Source organism: Novosphingobium mangrovi, from assembly GCF_022818885.1.
GTDB classification, from domain to species: Bacteria; Pseudomonadota; Alphaproteobacteria; order Sphingomonadales; family Sphingomonadaceae; genus Novosphingobium; species Novosphingobium mangrovi.
This window is the reverse complement of sequence record NZ_JALHAT010000018.1, coordinates 67,343-81,881: the sequence shown is the minus strand read 5'-3', so window position 1 is coordinate 81,881 and position 14,539 is coordinate 67,343. Positions and strand designations below refer to the sequence as shown.

At 66.4% G+C, this 14,539-nt stretch carries 13 protein-coding genes; 9 read left to right on the top strand and 4 right to left on the bottom strand.

Translation table 11 applies throughout. The annotated features are described in order from the left end of the window. The first annotated feature begins 130 nt into the window (after window positions 1-130). Window positions 131-1,075, top strand: coding sequence for a PAS domain-containing protein (locus MTR65_RS11605; protein ID WP_243800297.1), 945 nt, complete (start codon window positions 131-133; stop codon window positions 1,073-1,075). Window positions 1,076-1,142: 67 nt separating this feature from the next. Here MTR65_RS11605 and MTR65_RS11600 read toward each other — a convergent pair whose 3' ends face one another. Together MTR65_RS11600 and MTR65_RS11595 are read right to left on the bottom strand one after the other, a co-directional pair. After that, a complete protein-coding gene (locus MTR65_RS11600) occupies window positions 1,143-2,594 on the bottom strand; it encodes an NAD-dependent succinate-semialdehyde dehydrogenase (RefSeq protein WP_243800295.1) in 1,452 nt (483 codons plus the stop codon). A 204-nt stretch (window positions 2,595-2,798) separates the two neighbouring features. Continuing rightward, window positions 2,799-3,098 (bottom strand): GNAT family N-acetyltransferase, encoded by a 300-nt coding sequence (locus MTR65_RS11595; RefSeq protein WP_039389208.1) that lies wholly within the window; start codon window positions 3,096-3,098, stop codon window positions 2,799-2,801. 73 nt (window positions 3,099-3,171) lie between these two features. Between MTR65_RS11595 and MTR65_RS11590 the strand changes: the two genes are divergently transcribed. Together MTR65_RS11590 and MTR65_RS11585 are read left to right on the top strand one after the other, a co-directional pair. Next, window positions 3,172-4,167, top strand: coding sequence for a threonine aldolase family protein (locus MTR65_RS11590; protein ID WP_243800394.1), 996 nt, complete (start codon window positions 3,172-3,174; stop codon window positions 4,165-4,167). 28 nt (window positions 4,168-4,195) lie between these two features. Continuing rightward, entirely contained in the window at window positions 4,196-5,101 is a 906-nt protein-coding gene (locus MTR65_RS11585; RefSeq protein WP_243800293.1) for a DMT family transporter, read from the top strand. Here MTR65_RS11585 and MTR65_RS11580 read toward each other — a convergent pair. After that, the gene (locus tag MTR65_RS11580) at window positions 5,011-5,856 is read right to left on the bottom strand and encodes a Rossmann-fold NAD(P)-binding domain-containing protein (protein ID WP_243800291.1); all 846 of its coding nucleotides are present in this window, start codon (window positions 5,854-5,856) and stop codon (window positions 5,011-5,013) included. The genes MTR65_RS11585 and MTR65_RS11580 overlap by 91 nt on opposite strands. A gap of 108 nt (window positions 5,857-5,964) precedes the next feature. Here MTR65_RS11580 and pepN point away from each other — a divergent pair, with 108 nt between their 5' ends. From pepN to MTR65_RS11550, 6 genes are all read left to right on the top strand, one after another. Beyond that, complete coding sequence (gene pepN, locus MTR65_RS11575) at window positions 5,965-8,619, top strand: aminopeptidase N (protein WP_243800289.1); 2,655 nt, start codon at window positions 5,965-5,967, stop codon at window positions 8,617-8,619. Next, window positions 8,612-9,394 (top strand): peptidoglycan editing factor PgeF, encoded by a 783-nt coding sequence (gene pgeF, locus MTR65_RS11570; RefSeq protein WP_243800287.1) that lies wholly within the window; start codon window positions 8,612-8,614, stop codon window positions 9,392-9,394. The genes pepN and pgeF overlap by 8 nt, the downstream gene beginning before the upstream one ends. A 263-nt stretch (window positions 9,395-9,657) precedes the next feature. Next, entirely contained in the window at window positions 9,658-10,191 is a 534-nt protein-coding gene (gene petA, locus MTR65_RS11565) for a ubiquinol-cytochrome c reductase iron-sulfur subunit (RefSeq protein WP_148627413.1), read from the top strand. Window positions 10,192-10,214: 23 nt separating this feature from the next. Beyond that, complete coding sequence (locus MTR65_RS11560; RefSeq protein ID WP_243800285.1) at window positions 10,215-11,495, top strand: cytochrome b; 1,281 nt, start codon at window positions 10,215-10,217, stop codon at window positions 11,493-11,495. Window positions 11,496-11,525: 30 nt separating this feature from the next. Further along, a complete protein-coding gene (locus MTR65_RS11555; protein WP_243800283.1) occupies window positions 11,526-12,335 on the top strand; it encodes a cytochrome c1 in 810 nt (269 codons plus the stop codon). Window positions 12,336-12,445: 110 nt separating this feature from the next. Then, window positions 12,446-12,982: an adenine phosphoribosyltransferase gene (locus tag MTR65_RS11550; protein ID WP_226632227.1), complete on the top strand. Its 537-nt coding sequence runs from the start codon at window positions 12,446-12,448 to the stop codon at window positions 12,980-12,982. A gap of 16 nt (window positions 12,983-12,998) precedes the next feature. Here the strand turns inward: MTR65_RS11550 and MTR65_RS11545 are convergent, their stop codons facing one another. Further along, a complete protein-coding gene (locus MTR65_RS11545; protein ID WP_243800280.1) occupies window positions 12,999-14,378 on the bottom strand; it encodes a malonyl-CoA decarboxylase domain-containing protein in 1,380 nt (459 codons plus the stop codon). Window positions 14,379-14,539 lie beyond the last annotated feature (161 nt).

The following is a 14,539-nucleotide window of genomic DNA, read 5'->3' as shown; positions in this document are numbered from 1 at the left end:
TAAGTTGTATTTAGACATTGCTGCGATAGCGTCTCTGCAATCGGTCGCAGTGCCTGCGCACGCTGCGACGTGATCGTGGGGAACGTGGCGGTCCTTCGGGGCTGTGCGGTGGTATGGGGCGCAAGTCCGAATGACGAGTGAAGACCAGGACCTTGTGGAGCGCCGGCTCCAGATGCAGGTCTACCATGAATGGGCTCGGCTGGCCCGGTCGCGTCCCTATCCCGATTTTCAGGACATGGAGGATGGCGCTCTCGAGCCGTTCCGCGCGGACAGCGCTATCGTGCAGGTTCACGAAGACGGCGAGGCCCCCCACCTGACCTTCGTGGGCGCGAACCTGCGCCGGGATTGCGGGGAAGGGGCCCGGCTGGGGCGCCGCGATGATGTCCCGGCAGGAACCCTGCTGGCCCATCTCACCGAAAACTGCGAGCAATGCGTATCCAATCGCTCGCCGATCTGGTTCGAGGCCGAGTTCGACAACCAGCTCGGCGAAGCGGTGAAGGCACGCGGCATCCTGCTGCCGGTGTCGAGCGACGGGGGGACTGTGGACATGGTCTGGTGCGCGGCAAGCTGCAGCATCGAGGCGCGCGTGGAGCCTGTCGCGCCCTTGCCGATCCCACCGGCCCTCGCGCAAGGGCAGGTTGCCCTCGAGGGCGATGCGCTCGCTGCGATGCAGGATGACCCGGCCTTGCGCGCACTGGTCGTCGAACTGGGCAAGCGGCTGGTTGCGGCGGCCGGTCTGGAGGGGCTGGTCGGCTTGGCGCTGGTTGCAACGGCTGGGGGCGAGGTGGTCTCGCAGCTGCGCCGTGGGCCCGGCTTCGACCTGCCGCGCACCGCACAGTTCATGGCCGGGCTGGCCCGGGCCGAAACGCAGGCGCTGGCCGCAGGGCCGGGAGCCGAGCGTGTCGAGCAGGTCGCGGTGACCACCGTCCGCCATGTCGCGTTCGCTCGTCCTCTGGGCGAGGTGCCCGGCCTCATGGTGCTCGTCGCGCTCGACCGGGGGATGGTGAACCTCGCCAACGCGCGCATCGCCATGGCCCGGCTTGCCCGTGACCTCGATAGTGCGGGCGTCCGATAGAAAAAGCCCCGGAAGAACCGCATAGGTCCTGCCGGGGCCGTTCGTCCTTCGCCGGGGGGCGAAAGCGTCAGGCGGGCTTCACGCCCATGCACAGGTATTTCAGCTCCATGTAGTCATCGAGCCCGTAGTGCGAGCCTTCGCGGCCCAGACCCGACTGCTTGACGCCGCCGAAGGGGGCAACTTCGGTGGAGATGAGGCCGGTGTTGATGCCCACCATGCCCGCTTCGAGCGCTTCGGCGACGCGCCACACGCGGCTCATGTCCGAGGCATAGAAGTAGCTGGCAAGACCGAACTCGGTGTCGTTGGCCATGGCGATGGCGTCGGCTTCCTCGGTGAAGCGGATGACACCGGCAAGCGGCCCGAAGGTTTCCTCACGCGCGAGCAGCATGTCGGGCTTCACGTTGGCGACCACGGTCGGGTTGAAGTAGCTGCCGCCACGCTCGTTGCGCGAGCCACCTGCCAGAACGGTCGCGCCGCCATCGACGGCGTCCTTGAGGTGCTCCTCGACCTTGGCGACGGCCTTTTCATCGACCAGCGGGCCGACTTCGGTGCCTTCGTCGAGACCGTAGCCCACCTTCATCGCCTTCACGCGCGCGGCCAGCTTCTCGACGAATTCGTCGTAGACGCCGTCCTGCACGTAGAAGCGGTTGGTGCACACGCAGGTCTGGCCGCCGTTGCGGAACTTGGAGATCATCGCGCCTTCAATGGCCGCGTCCACGTCGGCATCGTCGAAGACGAGGAACGGCGCGTTGCCGCCCAGCTCCATCGAGCATTTCTTGACGGTGTCGGCCGATTCCTTGAGGAGCTGGCGGCCGATCTCGGTCGATCCGGTGAAGGTGATCTTGGCGACCTTGGGGCTGCCGGTCAGGGTCGAGCCGATCTGCCCGGCGCTGCCCGTCACCACGTTGACGACGCCCGCGGGGATGCCCGCCTTCTCGCACAGCGCGGCAATGGCGAGCGCGGAGTAGGGGGTCGCCGAGGCCGGCTTGATGACCATGGTGCAGCCCGCCGCGAGCGCGGGGCCCAGCTTGCGGGTGATCATCGCATTGGGAAAGTTCCAGGGCGTGATCGCGCCGACAACGCCGACCGGCTGCTTGATGACGACGATGCGGCGATCGGTCGCGTGGCCGGGGATGGTGTCGCCATAGGCGCGCTTGGCCTCTTCGCCGAACCATTCGATGAAGCTGGCGCCATAGGCGATCTCGCCCTTGCCTTCGGCGAGCGGCTTGCCCTGTTCGCGGCTGAGCAGTTCGCCCAGGTCATCCTGCGCGTCCATCATCAGTTCGTAGAGCTTGCGCAGGATCTTCGAGCGTTCGCCTGCAGTCTTTGCGCGCCAGGCCGGAAGCGCGGCTTCGGCAGCGTCGATGGCGCGCAGGGTCTCGTCCGAACCCATCTTGGGGACCGTGCCCATGACCTCGCCGGTGCCCGGGTTGGTCACCTCGAGCGTCGCGCCCGAATCCGCATCGCACCACTTTCCATCGATATAGCACTGCTGTTTCAGGAAATCGGAATAAGCCATGTCGTGCGGGTCCTCTTGATCGTATTCGTCGTGTCGGGGCCTTGCGGCCGGTCCCGGCCTTGCGCGGGTGTCACCAAGGACAAGCGCGTATGCCGGGCGTTTGTTTCACAGGATGACGCCATGCGGGGGCGGGCGGTCCCTGCCTTGCGCAACCTTGCAGATATTCGCTGCGCGGTAATGAAATGCGTGCCTTGGTCGCGCGTGTCAGGCCTTCACGTCGGCCCACTCGGGATGGCGCGCGAAGGCCGCCACCACGTAGCTGCACAAAGGCTGGATGCGGAAATGGTTTTCGCGCGCGTCGGCAACCATCGCCTCGACGAGCCGTCCTGCAATCCCGCGCCCGCCGATTTCGGAGGGGACCAGGACGAGGTCCGCGCGGTGCACCGCAGGATTGCCCGCCTGCGTGGTCCAGGTCAGCTGGCCGAGAGCTTCGCTGTCGGCGGGGTGGGCGCGGTATTCGCCCCCGGTCGCGGTTTCGTGGCGGGTGATGGTGAGGCCGACCATGGGCTCTCCTTCTGGCAAGGTGGCGTGCGGATGGACTTGACGCGGGGCAGGCGCGCTGGTGAGGCATATGGTCATGCAGTTCCTCTCCGACAATGCCGCCGCCGTCCATCCCGCCGTCTGGAAGGCGATGCAGGCCACTGACGCCGCCGATGCGCCCTACGACAACGATGGCCTCAGCCGCGCGCTCGACGCGGCCTTCTCCCAGCTTTTCGGGCGTGAGTGTGCCGCGCTCTGGGTGGCGACGGGCACGGCGGCCAATTGCCTCGCGCTGTCCAGCATGGTCCAGCCCCATGGCGCGGTGCTGTGCCATAGCGAGGCGCACATCGAGATGGACGAGGGCGGCGCGCCCGGCTTCTTCCTCCACGGCGCCAAGCTGATGACGGTGGAGGGGGATCACGCGAAGATTACGCCCGAGGTGCTGGAAGCCGCCGTCTCGGGCATCCGTGACGGGGTGCACCAGGTCCACCCCCACGCGGTCTCGATCACGCAGGCCAGCGAATACGGCTGCGTCTACCGCCCGGACGAGGTCGCCGCGCTGGCCTCCTTTGCGCAGGGCAAGGGCCTTGGCCTGCATATGGATGGCGCGCGCTTTGCCAATGCGGTGGCGTTCCTCGATGTCGCGCCCGGTGATATCGTCGCGGGCGTCGATGCCTTGAGCTTCGGGTTCATCAAGAATGGGGCCATGGGCGCGGAAGCCGTGGTACTGTTCGATCCCGAGGAGGCCGAGGTCCTGCGCTTTCGCCGCAAGCGCGCCGGGCAGCTCCAGTCCAAGGGGCGGTTCCTGGCCGCCCAGATCCTCGCCATGCTGGAGAATGACTTGTGGCTCGCAAACGCGCGCAGCGCCAACGCGGCGGCGGCCGAGTTGGCAGCGGCTGCGGGGCAGCGCCTGCTCCATCCGGTCGAGGCGAACGAGGTGTTCCTGACCTGCACTGCGGCCGAGCGTGCCGCGCTTCGCGAGCAGGGCTTCGGCTTCTACGACTGGGGCACCGAGGCCGCGCGCCTTGTCACCGCCTGGGACGCGAGGTCCGAGGACGTTGCCGCGCTTGCGCGGGCCATCGCCGCGCTTTAGGCGCGACGGCGATGGACACGCACCTTTCATGAACGAGGATTCGCTGCTGCGCCCGGCCGTGGCGCTGCCCTTCCTGCTGGTCAGCCTGATCTGGGGATCGACCTGGTGGGTCATCACCGGGCAGATCGACGCGGCCCCGGCGGGCTGGTCGGTGGCCTGGCGCTTCCTGCTGGCGACGCCGGCGATGTTCGTGGTGGCGGCCGCGATGAAGCGGCCCTTGCGGATCGGGCGTGCAGGCCATGTCCTGGCGATGCTGGTCGGCATCACGCAGTTCTGCGGGAACTACAACTTCGTCTACAGCGCCGAGATGTATCTCACCTCAGGGATCGTCGCGGTTATGATCGCGCTGATGCTGGTGCCCAACGCGCTGCTGGCGCGGGTCCTGCTTGGGCAGCCGATCACGCAGCGGTTCCTGATCGGCAGCGGGATCGCGATTGCCGGGATCGGTCTCCTGCTTCTCCACGAAGCGCGCGAGGCGCCGCTGGCGGGCTCGGTCTGGCTGGGTGTGGTGCTTGCGCTGGCGGCCATGCTTTGCGCCTCGGTGTCGAACGTGATCCAGGCCAACGAGACCGGCCGCAAGCTCGCGATGGTGAGCCTGCTCGCCTGGGCCATGCTCTACGGCACGCTGGCCGATATCGCGGTCGCCTGGCTGCGCGACGGGCCGCCTGTGATCCCCACCGCGCCGCGCTACTGGCTGGGGACGGCCTATCTGGCCGTGTTCGGCTCGGTCGTGACCTTCCCGCTCTATTACACGCTGATCCGCAAGCTTGGCGCGGGACGAGCGGCCTACAACGGGGTCGCGGTCGTTGTCATCGCGATGCTGCTCTCGACCGTGTTCGAGGGTTACCGCTGGTCGCTGCTGGCCGGGACAGGCGCGGGGCTCGCGACGCTGGGGCTCATCGTCGCGCTGAGCGCGCGCAAGCCCGCCACGTAAGTCGGGTAGCGGGGGCGCCAGCCCAGCACGCGCTTGGCCTTCCCGTTCGCCACGCGCCGGTTCTCGGCATAGAAACCGCGCGCCATGGGCGAGAGCCCGGCCTCGTCCAGGGTCTGGAGCGGGGGTAGCGGGAGGTTCAAGAGCGCGCAGGCGTGCTCGACCAGCCAGTTCTGCGGGCAGGGCAGGTCGTCGGCAAGGTTGTAGGCGCCCGCGGGCTTTTCGATCCCCGCGATCACGCCCGCCGCGATATCGTCCACGTGAACACGGCTGAACACCTGGCCTGGCAGGTCGATGCGGTGCGCGCGGCCCTCCTGCACGCGTTCGAGGATCGAGCGGCCCGGACCATAGATGCCGGGCAGGCGATAGACCCGCGCGCCCCGTTTCTGCCATTCGCGGTCCGCTTCGGCGCGTGCGGTGCGCCGTCCGGTGCCGATCGGGCTGGCCTCGTCCACCCAGGCCCCGCCCGCATCGCCGTAGACCCCGGTCGAGGACAGGTAGGAGAGCGCCTTGCTCTTCAGCGCATCGCCATAGGTTTCCAGCACCGGATCGAGCGGCTCCCCGCGCGCTTCCTTGCCCGGCGGGACCGAGGACAGCACGTGGTCGGCATCGGCCAGCGCGGTGCGCACCGAGCCTTCATCGTCGAAGGAGAGCGTGCCCGAACGGCCGGTGGAAATAACTTCCCAGCCCCTGGTTTCCAGAACGCGGGCGATGACAGAGGCAGTATAGCCGAGGCCGAAGATGAAGAAACGAGGCATGGGGGAAGGACCTAGCAGCCTTGTGCCCATTCGACAAAGTGTGCGCCTTGCGCGCAAAACGTATCTCCCCTGTCTGGCAATCGCGCCGGGAAGGGCTAGATAAGGCGCATGGACATCGCCAGCAGACCCGCCGAGCCCGAACAGAACCCCCAGACCGCCGACGCCGCGCCCGCGCCGCAGGCTCCGCCGGTGATCCGGCGCGAGGACTACCTGCCCCCGGCCTGGCTGGTGCCCGAAATCGCGCTCGATTTCGACCTGGGCCTCGATGCGACGAAGGTCACCTCCACGCTGTCGGTAAAGCGCAACCCCGAAGGCAACGGTGCCTCGACCCTGCGCCTCAACGGCGACCAGATCTCGCCGGTCTCCGTCCGTGTCGATGGGGATGCCGCGAACGATTGGCGCATGGACGGGCCTGATCTCCTTGTCGAGCTTTCCGGCGATGCGCACGAGGTCACCATCGAGACCGCGCTCGTGCCCTCGGGCAACAGCCAGCTCATGGGCCTCTACGCGTCCAACGGGATGCTGTGCACGCAGTGCGAGGCCGAGGGCTTTCGCCGCATCACCTTCTTCCCCGACCGGCCCGATGTCCTCTCGACCTATTCGGTGCGCATGTCGGGCGACAAGGCGACCTTCCCGATCCTGCTCGCCAACGGCAACTGCACCGCCGAGGGCGAAGGCGAGAACGGCACCCACTGGGCCGAGTGGCACGATCCCTGGCCCAAGCCCAGCTACCTCTTCGCGCTGGTCGCGGGCGAACTCATTGCCAACCACGGCACCTTCACCACGAAGTCTGGCCGCAAGGTCGATCTCAACGTCTGGGTGCGCCCGGGCGATGAAGGCCGCACGCAGCACGCGCTCGATTCGCTGATCGCCTCGATGAAGTGGGACGAGGAGACCTTCGGGCGCGAGTACGACCTTGACCTGTTCAACATCGTCGCCGTGTCCGATTTCAACATGGGCGCGATGGAAAACAAGGGCCTCAACGTCTTCAACACGCGCTACGTGCTGGCCGATCCCGACACCGCGACCGACGCTGACTACGACGCCATCGAGGGCGTGATCGGGCACGAATACTTCCACAACTGGTCGGGCAACCGCGTGACCTGCCGCGACTGGTTCCAGCTTTCCTTGAAGGAAGGCTTCACGGTGCTGCGCGACCAGCTCTTTAGTGCCGACATGGGCTCGGAACCCGTCAAGCGCATCGAGGACGTGCGGATCCTGCGCATTGCCCAGTTCCCGGAGGATTCCGGCCCGCTCGCGCATCCGATCCGTCCCGATTCCTATCAGGAAATCAGCAACTTCTATACAGCGACCGTCTACAACAAGGGCGCTGAGGTGATCCGCATGATGCGGACCATGGCCGGAGAAGAGCGCTTCCGGAAGGGCACCGATCTCTACTTCGACCGGCACGATGGCACCGCGGCCACCTGCGAGGATTTCGTCAAGGCGATCGAGGATGGCGCGGGGCTCGATCTTGCGCAGTTCCGCCTGTGGTATTCGCAGGCCGGCACGCCGCAGGTCGCGGCAAGCCTGACGCAGGAGGACGGCAAGGCGGTTCTCACCCTGCACCAGACCGTCCCGACCACGCCCGGCCAGCCCGAGAAGCAGGCCATGCCGATCCCGCTGCGCGTGGCTCTGTTCGACCGCGCCACCGCCACCCATTCGGGCGAGAGCCTGATCGTGCTCGACAAGGCCGAGGACCGCTTCGTCTTTGCCGACGCGCCCGCCGATCCGGTGCTCTCGATCAACCGGGGCTTTTCGGCACCCGTCGCCATCGAGATGGCGCGGCCCGATGCCGACCTCGTCTTCCTCGCGGCCTGTGATGATGATCCCTTCGCCCGCTACGAGGCGATGCAGAGCCTTGTTGTCCAGCACCTCGTGGCGGCGGTTGGCGGCGGTCTCGACGAAGGCCAGCGCAGCGCCGGGCGCAAGGCCATTGGCGAGGCGTTCCGTGCCATCGTGACCGATGCCGAACTCGACGACCTGATGCGCGGCGAACTGATGCTGCTCCCGGCCGAGAGCTATCTCGCCGAGCAGCTTCTCGTCTCCGACCCGGGGGCGATCCACACCGAGCGTGAGGGCCTCAAGGCCTGGCTCGGCGCGACCTTTGCAGACGAACTCAAGGCCCTGCACGACCGCGTTTCGGCCGTGCCCTACAGCCGCGAGGCCGAGGCACGTGGTGCGCGCAAGGTGAAGACGCAGGCGCTTGTCTACATCGCTGCGGGTGACAGTGCCGAGGGCGCATCGCGCGGCATTGCCCAGTACCGCGCGGCCTCGTGCATGACCGACCGGCAGGGCGCGCTCATGGTGCTTGCCAGCCTCGACTGCACCGAACGCGAAGAGGCGCTGGCCGACTTCCTGGCGCGCTACGAGGGCAACGCGCTTGTCATCGACAAGTGGTTCTCGCTCCAGGCGGGCTCGCTCCACCCGCGCGTGCTGGACCACGTCCGCGCGCTCGCCAAGCATCCGGAGTTCCGCATGTCGAACCCCAACCGCGTGCGCTCGGTCTTCATGGCCGCGGCCATGAACCCCGTCGCCTTCCACGACCCGAGCGGCGAGGGCTACCGCATGATCGGCGACATCATCCGCCGGCTCGACCCGATCAACCCGCAGACCGCTGCGCGCTTCGTGCCCTCGCTTGGCCGCTGGCGCCGGGTGGAACCTGTCCGCGCCAAGCTCATGCGCGCCGAGCTGGAGCGCATCGCGCAGGAGCCCGATCTGTCGCGCGATGTGCGCGAGCAAGTGAGCAAGAGCCTTGGCTGACCTGGAGACGGCGGGCGTCGATGTCGCCCGCGCCCAGGCGCTTGAGGGGATCGCGCACGGTTTCCTTGGCCGCCGCGGCGGCGTCAGCGAAGGCGACGTGGCTGGGCTCAACGTGGGCTACGGCTCGGGCGATGACCGCGACAAGATCGATGCGAATCGGGCGCTTGTAGTAGACGCCGTGCTCCCCGGAGCGCAGCTGACCACGGTCTACCAGGTCCATTCGCCCAACTGCGTGCCAGTTTCCGATCCCATCTGGACCGATGCCGAGCGCCCCCGCGCGGACGCGATGGTCACGGACCGTCCGGGCGTGCTTCTGGGCATTCTCACGGCCGACTGCGCGCCGGTGCTTCTCGCCGATCGCGAGGCGGGTGTCGTCGGCGCTGCGCATGCGGGCTGGAAGGGCGCCTTTGCCGGTGTGACCGACAGCACCGTTGCAGCGATGGAAGCGCTCGGGGCCGACCGCAGCCGCATCGTCGCGGCCGTGGGGCCGTGCATCGCGCGGCGCAGCTACGAGGTCGATGAAGCCTTTTTCCGCCGTTTCGTGGAAGCCGATGCGGTGAACGAGGGCTTCTTTGCCGCCGGGCGCGAAGGTCACCACCAGTTTGACCTGGAAGCCTATGTCGCCGCGCGCCTTGCCGCCTCGGGCGTGGGCCGAATCGAGGCCCTCGGGCTCGACACATATGCGGCGCCCGAGCGGTATTTCTCGTACCGCCGGGCGACCCATCAGGACGCGGCAAATTATGGACGCCAGATATCCGTAATCGGCTTGACCTAGGTCAAGACAGCCCCCGAACAGAGCCACTACAACCCCGTCCGGGGCGCTTTCTTGCGGCTTGCTTGACCAAAAACACGGTTGGCAGGGCTGGTTTTCGTGTATATCAGCCGTGCCAAGTCGGTAGTGAGGACGAGATATATCTTGTTCCGGTACCGTACGTTGGGGGGATCCAAGCGAACCGTAGGTAAGCAACCTGGCCCCTTGTCGGTTCCGGCGCGCGTCGGTTTTGGCGGGGGGTTGTCTAAAGCAAGGCAAGGGCAAACATGGCAGAAGAAGATGGCGTGCGGAGGCGCGATTTCATCAATGTCGCGGCGGTAAGCGCGGCAGGAGTCGCCGGAATAGGGGTAGTCATTCCGCTGGTAAGCCAGATGTCGGCCTCGGCCGATGTTCTCGCGGCTTCCACCACCGAGGTCGATATCTCTTCTGTGCAGACCGGGCAGGCGATCAAGGCGATCTTCCGCAAGCAGCCGGTCTTCATCCGTAATCTCACCCAGCGCGAGATCGACGCGGCGAACGCGGTCGATGCCGCCAGCCTGCGCGATCCGCAGACGCTGGAAGAGCGGACCAAGGAAGGCAAGACCAACTGGCTGATCACCATGGGCGTGTGCACGCACCTGGGCTGCGTGCCGCTGGGCGCCGGCGAGGGTGAGCCGCGCGGTGAGTTCGGCGGCTATTTCTGCCCCTGCCACGGTTCGCACTACGACACCGCCGCCCGTATCCGTAAGGGCCCCGCGCCCCTGAACCTGCAGGTTCCGGACTACGAATTCACGTCCGACACTGTCGTGACCATCGGTTAAGCCCAAGAGAGAGGATCAAGAACATGAGCTTTCCCTGGGCCAAGCAATACACTCCCAGCCATCCCTTCATGAAGTGGATGGACGAGCGCCTGCCGGTGCCGCGCCTCGTCTACAACGCCGTCGGCGGCGGCTACGAGGTTCCGCGTAATCTCAACTATTTCTGGAACTTCGGTTTCCTCGCGGGGCTGTGCCTCGTGCTGCAGATCGTCACGGGCATCGTCATGGCGATGCACTACGCGGCGAACACCGAGGTTGCCTTCGACACCATCGAGCACACCGTGCGCGACGTGAACTGGGGCTGGATGATGCGCTATGCGCACGCCAACGGTGCCTCGGCGTTCTTCGTCGTCATCTACGTCCACATCTTCCGCGGGTTCTACTTCGGCTCCTACAAGGCGCCGCGCGAGATGGTGTGGCTGCTGGGCGTCGTGATCTTCCTGCTCATGATGGCCACCGCCTTCATGGGCTACGTGCTTCCCTGGGGCCAGATGAGCTTCTGGGGCGCCAAGGTGATCACCGGTCTGTTCAGCGCGATCCCGCTTGTCGGCGAACCGCTCCAGCAGTGGCTGCTCGGCGGCTTTGCGCCGGATAACGCGGCGCTCAATCGCTTCTTCTCGCTGCACTATCTGCTGCCCTTCGTGATCGTGGGCGTGGTGATCCTGCACATCTGGGCGCTGCACATCCCGGGCTCGTCGAACCCGACCGGCGTGGAAGTGAAGAGCGAGAGCGACACCGTTCCGTTCTACCCCTACTACGTCGCCAAGGACGGCTGGGCGATCGGCGTCTTCGCGATCCTCTACTGCGCCATGGTGTTCTTCGCGCCGAACTACCTGGGCCACCCGGACAACTATATTCCGGCGAACCCGATGTCGACGCCCGCGCACATCGTGCCCGAATGGTACTTCTGGCCGTTCTACGCGATCCTGCGCGCCTTTACCCAGGACTTCTTCTTCATCCCGGCCAAGCTCATGGGCGTGCTGGCGATGTTCGGAGCCATCCTGGTGTGGTTCTTCCTGCCCTGGCTGGACAAGTCGCCGATCCGTTCGTCGTCCTACCGTCCGGTGTACAAGTGGTTCTTCGTGGTCCTGTGCCTCGACATGCTGGTTCTGTTCTACTGCGGCGGCGCCGCGGCCGAAGAGCCCTACGTCATGATCAGCCAGATCGCCGCGCTGTACTACTTCGCGCACTTCCTGATCATCCTGCCGATCGTATCGGCCATCGAGAAGCCCAAGCCTTTGCCCTTCTCCATTACCGAGGCTGTCCTCGGGAAGGACGAAGACGCCAAGCTTGAGCCGACCGCCTGATCAACAGCAGACACGAAAGAGACGAAAGACATGGCACGCATTCTCTCGATCCTCGTGGGGCTGTTCTTCACGGTGGCTCTGGTCTGGTCGTTCGGTGTGGGTTTCTACACCTGGGCGACCGAACCGGCGCAGCCGACGGCCGAGCACGAGTTCCACGAGCATCCCAAGCACGTGAGCTTTGCCAGCGACGGGCCCTTCGGCACGTTCGACAAGCAGCAGCTGCAGCGCGGCTTCCAGGTCTACCAGCAGGTCTGCGCGGCCTGTCACGCCCTGAAGCATGTGGCTTTCCGTGACCTTGAAAAGATCGGCTACAACGAGCCGGAAGTGAAGGCCATCGCGGCCCAGTTCCAGATCCCCAAGTACGACGAAATGACCGGCATGGTGGAAACCGTCGAGGGCACGCCCACCGACTACTTCCCGCCCGTCATGTACGCCGGCCAGGGCTCGCCGCCCGATCTCTCGCTGATCACCAAGGCGCGTCACGACGGTGGACCCTACGTCTACTCGCTGCTGACCGGGTATCAGGACCAGCCGGCTGAACTGCTGGAGCACTTCCCGGACGCCAAGACCCCGGATGGGCTCTACTACAACCCGTACTTCCCCAACCTCAACCTGGCGATGCCCGCACCGCTGATGGAGGACATGGTCACCTATTCGGACGGCACCCCGGCCACGGTCGACCAGATGGCGAAGGACGTCTCGGCCTTCCTGATCTGGACTGCCGAGCCGACCATGGACAAGCGCAAGCAGACCGGTTGGCCGATCCTGGGCTTCCTGCTCTTCGCGACGATCCTGGGCTACATGTCCTACCGCAACATCTGGGCGAACAAGAAGCACTGAGCTTTGCCGTCCCGGTAGTTAGAAAGAACCCCTCCATCCTCGCGGTGGAGGGGTTCTTTCGCTATGGGGGCACCGCTGTGTTCCTCAACGAGTTCCCGGAGTAGCCCCACGTGACGCCTGAAGACCTGAAGCCGCTCGTCCGCACGATCCCGGATTTTCCCAAGCCCGGCATCCTGTTTCGCGACGTCACCACGCTCATGGGTGATGGCGAGGGATTTGCCGCCGCGGTTGGCATGATGGCGGACAAGGTGCGGGCCTGCGAGGGACAGGCCATTGCCGGGATCGAGGCGCGGGGCTTCATCTTCGGCGCGGCTATCGCGGCAAAGCTGGCCATGCCCTTCATTCCCGTGCGCAAACCCGGCAAGCTGCCCGTACCCGTGCTCGCCATCGACTACGCGCTGGAATACGGCACCGACACGCTGGAGGTCGATCCGGGCGCCGTGGCGGACGGCAGCCGCATCGTCCTTATCGACGATCTTCTGGCGACGGGCGGGACGGCCCTTGCCGCCTGCGAGCTTCTGCGCCGGGCAGGCGGCATTGTCGCCGAGGCGCTGTTCCTCGTCGACCTTCCCGATCTGGGGGGCGCCGAGCGTCTGCGCAGTGCCGGGGTCGCGGTCGAGGCGCTGCTCGACTATCCTGGACACTGAGGCTGCGGAGAGCCTGTCAGGCCGCTTCGGCTGACTTCCTGCGCTTGCCTCCACTCTCTTCGTCGCTGCCCTCGTCAAGCAGCGCGCGCACCTTCTTCGAGGTCGCGACGGTGCCCATCTCGGCCAGAGCAAAGCAGTTGGCCTCGATGTAGTCGAGGTCATAGAGATAGTTGACCATGATGCCGCGCGATTGCTTCACCCCGTTGGGGGAGAGGTCGGCATTGGCATGGATCGCCTCGAGGCGGGCGCCGTTGCCCAGGTGAAAACGCGCGACCGGATCGCGGGGCTGGTTGCCCCGTCCCTTGGCGGTGACAAGATAGCGCGCGGCCTCGGCGCGCAACGTGCCGTCCGACAGGGCCGGTGCCTTGCCAGGGTCTTCTCCGTCCAGCCACCGGGCGAAACCGGGGACGGGTGAGAGCGTCGCGAAAGTCTCGATGTGGGGCAGTTCCTCGCGCAGCTGCCCAACCACGCGCTTGATGAGGTGGTTGCCGAAGGGAATGCCCTTGAGGCCCTTCTGGCAATTGCTGATCGAATAGAAGATCGCGCACTTCGCCTCGGCGACCGGCACGCTCTCGCGCTCTTCGGCAATGACATCGTGGATGGCGCCCGGGACTTCGCGGGTCAGGGCGACCTCGACGAAGATCAGCGGGTCGAGCGGCATCTGGGGGTGGAAGAAGGCGTAGCAGCGCCGGTCGACCGGCTCGACCCGGCGTTGCAGGTCATCCCACCCGCGAATGGCGTGGACCGCCTCGTAGCGGATGATGCGTTCAAGGAGGACCGCAGGCGAATCCCAGCCGATCCGGCGCAGTTCGAGGAAGCCTGCGTTGAACCAGGCGGTGAAGGCACCTTCGAGTTCGCGGTCGAAGGCGAGGAGGCCCGCCGAGCGGTGTTCCCGGGGGACCGAAAGCAGGTCCTCGCGCAGCCAAAGCAGCTTCTGCGTGCCGTCGGGCGCGGTGTTGAGAAGGTTGATGAGGCGGCGGCAGGGCGACTTGCTGGCCGCGTGAAGGGCAAGACCCGACGCCTCGTCGCGCTTGGCCTGCCACTGCGCGATGGCCTTGTCGATGGCCTGGGCATCGAGGGGATAGCGCTCGTGGATCGTTTCCAGAAAGCGGCGGCGCTGGTCTTGCGAGCGGCTTTCGTAAAGGCGGAAGAAGGCGGCGGCGAGCGAGGGCCCCGAGGCACGTCCGCGCACCGAGAGAAGCGCATCGGCAAGGTCGAGAAGGTTTTCGCCGGGCGCGCTGGGCTGTCCGATCCCGACGCTGCGCAGCAGTTTGCCAAGCCCCGCTCCCAGCAGCAGGTCGAGCGGCTTGCGCAGCCGGGCCGAGGCGGCGTTGGCTGCCGGAGCCGCTGGCGCTTGCAGGGGTGGGGATGTGCGGTCGGGATGCGTCGTGGCCATGGCGATTCGCTCCTCCTCGTCTGGGACACAGGCAGTCTACCAGTCGCGAGGAGGGGCGGGAACCGGCGCGCGCTGAGCAGAGACCCGTAGCGGCGCTGGGGGCAAGCGCCGGGCATGTGAAAAGATATGTTGACTAGACGCGCGCTGTCGTGGCAAGCGGC